4 protein-coding genes are annotated in these 6,000 nt (G+C 25.7%); all 4 read left to right on the top strand.

What is annotated here, in order from left to right; translation table 11 throughout:
* The first annotated feature begins 219 nt into the window (after positions 1–219).
* The 4 genes from AC3WOM_RS21995 (at position 220) to AC3WOM_RS22010 (ending at position 5,926) form a co-directional block, all read left to right on the top strand.
* Positions 220–3,612: a tetratricopeptide repeat protein gene (locus AC3WOM_RS21995; RefSeq protein ID WP_492448347.1), complete on the top strand. Its 3,393-nt coding sequence runs from the start codon at positions 220–222 to the stop codon at positions 3,610–3,612.
* Positions 3,613–3,623: 11 nt separating this feature from the next.
* Entirely contained in the window at positions 3,624–4,076 is a 453-nt protein-coding gene (locus tag AC3WOM_RS22000) for a response regulator transcription factor (protein WP_492448348.1), read from the top strand.
* Between the two features lies 1 nt (position 4,077).
* Positions 4,078–5,298, top strand: a complete 1,221-nt coding sequence (locus AC3WOM_RS22005; RefSeq protein ID WP_492448349.1) for a phosphorylase family protein — start codon at positions 4,078–4,080, stop codon at positions 5,296–5,298.
* Positions 5,299–5,371: 73 nt separating this feature from the next.
* Entirely contained in the window at positions 5,372–5,926 is a 555-nt protein-coding gene (locus AC3WOM_RS22010) for a hypothetical protein (protein ID WP_492448350.1), read from the top strand.
* Positions 5,927–6,000: the final 74 nt, after the last annotated feature.

Consider the following 6,000-nt stretch of genomic DNA (forward strand, 5'->3'; position numbering starts at 1 on the left):
ATTAGAAAAAGCCTTGGAGAGGCTATTAATAGTCTCTCCAAGGCTTTTTAATATTTGGATACTATAAAATAATACTTCAAAATCTTAACTTATTTTCTAAAAAGTAATATTATTACTGAAATTATTTATAAGATTTTATAAACTAGTATTAGAATTAATTTCAATCATCAATCAATAAGAAAAAGTTTAAACTAAAAATATTTAAAGGGGTTTATAAAAATGAATGCAACCAAAGTTTATACAACCAAAATTAAAAAACTTGGTCCCACAGATGCTCTAGAATATGTAAAGATAAAAACAAATCTTAAAGATATTAATCGAACAATTGATCAATTGTATAATAACCTATTAACCCAAAAAGCATTATTATTAAAAGCATTCCCTTTAAAAATAGAAGAAATAAATAATAATTTAGTTTATCATTATAATTTGGAGGATTTTAATAAGAATTTATTATGGAATTCTAGAATATTTTTTAAAATTCATAATAAAATCAATGAAATAATTGATTATAAAAACAAGATTTTTAAAGCCATATTCTTAGGTGAATTACAAAAGAGTTTAGAATTATTGACAAATTTAGAACAGAACTATGGAATTAGTTTATGGGTTATAGAAACACGATTAAAAGTTTATCAAGAACTTTATGGACTTAAAAAACAAAAGGAATATACTTCGACAATTTTAGAGAATGAAGATGTTCCAGATTTATATAAAGTAATGGTAAGGTATTTAAGCATAAAAGCAGAAGAAAATGTTACTCCCGGGAAATATGAAACAGAAGTTCATAAAATGATTGTTGATTTGTCTAATGGAGAATCAGATTCTGCATTAGCTATCTATCTTTCAAATAAATTGAGTTATAAGTATGTCCACACAGAACATATAGGGGTATTGTTAGCAATAGATTCTAAACTTCCGATGATGGATAGATACGATTCATTTATAAAGGTACTAGTAAGTTATTTAAAAACTGAAGCAGTTGATGAAAGCTTTATACAAGAATTATTTGGAAACTTGAAGGTAATTAATGATTCGGACTTAAAAAATTTATTATTACCTTATTTAAATGAAAAACAAAATACAGTTGATAGTGAAATGATAACACTTATTGATAACTATACTGTTGGAAATTATGAGAAGACACTTAAATTAAGTGAGAAATTATTACAGGAGAGACCTTGGTGTGTTGATATCTATGAGATTTATATAAAATCACTTGTTTATACAGAAGATAAACTAGAGGGAAAATTTAATGGATTAATAAATAAAATTATTGTCTTATTTTATGAATTATATAAACAAGAAAAGAATAATATAGATTTCTTAGATGAAATTATTAAAATATCTTATGACTATTCATTAAATATTTGGGCATGGAAATTAATTGCTATGGCATTTCAAACAAAGGTTAATATAAAAGAAATTGATGAATATGGGAGAATTTCAGATGGCTTTAGATTCTATTGGCTGCTCAAACCACATTTATCAAATAATTTTTTCTCTGAATATCAACTAAAGAAAATATTTAACTGTAGATTTGGGGAAATGGATAGTTCAACTAAAAAATTACATGAAGCGTTTTTACTTGGTGAAATAGAGATCATAAAGGCTTTAGATATTTCGATTGAAAGAAAAAATAAATATTCGGCAATTATTTATCAACAACAAGGAAATTATAAAGAAGCATTAAATTGTTATGAAAATATTCATTTAAGTAAGACAAGATTATCAAAATTTGAGATTCTTGTTGAAAAAATAAATATTTACCAACAAATTAAAGAATATGAGCAATCTATTGATTTAATTGTTGATAATGTTATTGACGGATTTAATTTAATTGAAGATGTAAAATTAAGGGATATATTAGATGATTTAGAAGAAATAGATAAAGATACTAGTAATATAAATTATCCAATAATTTTTGAACTGTATACAAAATATATTGGTTCTGAAAAGGAAGAATTACGTAGTGATATATTAGAGGACTTCTTAAATAGTTACGGTGTTGAATTAGTATCAAATCTAAAAAAATCTGATTTAAAGATGATTAATAGAAATAAGTTGATCTATTTTCTTAAAGAAGTGTGTAGTATTGATGTTCTTTCTAAGTTATGGAATATCTCCACAGAGCATGAAGCTGAAGAAGAAAGAATTGCTATTTGTAATATACTGTCGGAAATAGATCCTATTAATATTGAAATATATAATGAGGAAATCAAAGAAATTACTAGAGTTAAACGAATAAAAACTTTTAAAAGAGTTATTGAAACTAGCAAAATTTATGTAGATGAAACGGGATTAAAGAATCTTTTAAAACGAAGTTTAAAAGAAAACTATATTAGATTTGAAACATTTGAGAGTAAAGACAGAGAATTAGTTGGAAAAGTTTATAATTTTGAAATGGATACCGTGATTATTACTATGCCAAAAGATGAGAAATTGGATATCTTCAAAAATATGATTAAGGAAATAAGAGACCAATTTGTTTTTAGTAAAGAATATGGACTAGATGGTTATTTAAGTGTAGGTATTAGACATGGTACTTTAGTGGGGCATTTAAGAGGACCAATAGAAAGCTCTAATTTAATAACTATTAAAAATTCTACTGATGATTCATATTTACCAAATGAATATTGGTTAAAAAGGGTTAAACCTAAAAATCAATTAAATAAAGAAAAATTATTGAATGCTTTGAATTCTTTTTCTGAAAGTTTTGATTTAATTGTCGAGAGCCTAAAAGAAGAGAAAGTTCAAATTGCAATAGAGTCAAACTATACAAAAAACTCATATTTTGATTACTCTGTTGGATATAAGGCAATTAATAGTTTGTATATTACTTTAGTTATGTCAGGAGTAAAGACAAGCTTAGAGGATTTTATTGATTATATGATAGGTTATCTATGGGGTAGAACAGAACATAATTTGGAAAGTATAAAAAATTATATATCTAATAATTTCCTAGAAAGTATAAATGGTTATTTTGATAAATTATTAAAAGAAGTTGACGAAGTTGAAGTAGAAAATAGTTTAATGGATTTAAAACATAAAATCATTGAAACAAAAACTATTATGACTCACGAAATTGAAGAAGTATCTAGTTGGTTTAATAGAAGTGAAGGTTTAAATATTAAAGAATTTGAAATAGATTTAGCATATGAAATTGGACTAGAAGTGGCAAATAAAATTAATATGAGCAAAAATATAGAAATAAAAAGGAAAACTTTAAAATCTAAACCTATAGCAGGAAAAAATTTAAGAGGCTTTGTAGATGTATTCGTTATTATATTCGATAATATATTTAAAAGAAGTGGACTTATTAATAAGATCCCTGTTGAATTAAAATTTATAGAAGAACAAAATGGAGTATTACTAGAGTGTAAAAATAAAATCTGTTTTAAAACAGAATCCTTAGAAAAACGTTTAATTAACATTGAAAAAAATAGAAAGAAAATTAGTGAATCAAACTTTAATTTAGTTAACATAGAAGGCGGTTCAGGATTATCCAAGTTAAAAAAAATAGCACAAGTCGATTTTGGGTATAAATCAAGTGAAGTTGATTATAATATTGTTGATGATGAATTTATACTGACTATTAAGATGGAAAATTAGGAGGGATTTCAATGAAAGTGTTGATTATTGAGGATGATCCTAACAAAGCCAAGCAATTGAATGATTTCTTTTTAAATAGTAATAATTTATATGATGTAGTCATTAAAAAATCTTATAAAACAGGACTTAGAGAAATTTTAAGTAATAATTATCAATTTCTTGTTTTAGACATGAGTATGCCTACCTTTGATATTTCGACGGATACTGGTGGAGGAAAGGTAATGCATTTTGGAGGGAAAGAAATACTTAGACAATTGAAACGTAGAAAGGTAAGTATCCCTACAGTTATCGTCACGCAATTTGAATCTTTCGGAGAAGAAAAAATAATGACTCTAGATAAGTTAATAGAAGAGTTAGAACAAGATTTTTCTGATAACTATATAAAAACTATATATTACAATCCTGCTGGGATAGAATGGAAAAAAGAACTTTTAAATGTTATGAGAGATTTTGAGGTAATGTAAAATGTTTGAAATTTTGATAGTGGATGACAATGCTCATAAAACTGGAATGATAAGAGAAGAACTAGGAAAGATAGAAACTCTAAATGGAAGTAATATTAGTCTTGCTCAATGTATAGATAGTGGTATACGAAGTTTAAGAGAAAATAACTATGATGTAGTTATTTTGGATATGAACTTACCTAATAGGTTTGGAGATACTCCTGATCCTGAAGGAGGACTAAAATTATTAAAAAGAGCATTAGGAGATAGACGGAAATATAATCTTCCTAAAGAAGTTATAGGACTAACAGAGTTTGATTCTAGTATAAATTTAGTGGATTCATATTTTCAAGATAATTTATTTTCATTGATTAAATACGATAGAACTAACTTAAAGTGGGTTGAGCAAATAAAAAATAAGCTTTTGTATATTAAAAGTATGAAAGAAAATCCATTAAAAACCGATTTTATCTATGATGTTGGTTTTGTATGTGCATTACAATCCCCAGAATTAGATGAAGTATTAAAAATTAAAGCTAACTGGGTTGAGCATATTTTTGAAGAAGATAATCTAATATATTTTATCGGTGGATTGAAAGTAAAAGAAAAAGATATAAGAATGGTAGCAGTATCTGCTAATCAGATGGGGTTAAGTGCAGCGTCTGTTACAACAATGAAACTAATAAATTTATTTAGACCAAAGCTAGTTATTATGCCCGGGATTATGGGAGGAATTAAAGACGAAGTAAATGTAGGTGATGTCATAATTGCAGATCCAAGTTGGGATTCAGGAGACGGCAAATTTACAGTTGAAAATGATGTAATGGTATTTAAGCAGAGTCCCTTACAAATTAGATTAGATAAAGATTTAGAAAAAAATATAGGTTTGATAAAAATGAATAAAGCATTGATAGATGATTTATATGTTAAATATGATCAATTAAAGCCTCAAAGTAATTTTTCTATCCATATAGGGCCGGTAGCAAGTGGAGCAGCAGTTATAGCAGCAACAAAAAAAGTTCAATTACTTAAAGAACAGCAGAGGAAAATTTTAGGATTGGATATGGAGATTTACGGTTTTATGTATGCTGCAGTAAATGCAAATGGAAAAAAACCTATGAGTATAGGGATAAAAGGTGTAAGTGATCTTTCGGATGAAAAAAAGAATAGTGATTATGCACAGTATGCAGCAAGAAATAGTGTAGTAATTTCAGTGGAATTGATTAAAGAATTTTTTGACTGATTAAAAGAAAAATTCAATTTACTATTAAATAAACTTATCAGAAAGTAGAATATATATGTGGGATGCTTTAGAGTTGAAAGATAAAGTTACTTTTATAGGAATAATTTTTACAGCTATTATCGGAATTACTAACTTATTATTTTCTATTTTAAATACTCAGAGAAATGTTTATGCAAATACAATTTTAAAAGAAAGATTAGAATCTTTAAATAATTTTAAACAACATACAGCAAAATTTCTATCCTTAATTTTAACAAGTAATCTAGATGATTCTTTTGAAAAAAATTACAGAGAATTAAAACACCTTAGTTGTCTTTTAGAATATCAATTTAATTCTAAAAAAAGAGAGGAATTAATTGTAATAAATAAAATAAGGTATTTGTTGAAATTGATAAAATTGAAGAATATTAATGATTTTAACCAAATAATAAGAAATATTCAAGAAGATAATGATTTGGTATTTTTTAGAGGGTTAAATTTAGAGTTTTATAATATAAAATCTATTACAGTTATAATAGATAAAAAGATTATGGAGAGTATAGAAGAACTTGAAAACTTACTAAAAATACATATCAAAGGAGAGTGGGAAAAAATTAAACATAAACAAAAAATTTTAAGATTCAAATAAGGCTCAACACCAAAATCTGTTCTTGCTAAAAAAGAATACAAAAAAACATCTGTATCCGCTAGAGTTGAGAGTAC

The organism is Lysinibacillus sp. FW301-JW8, from assembly GCF_058788755.1.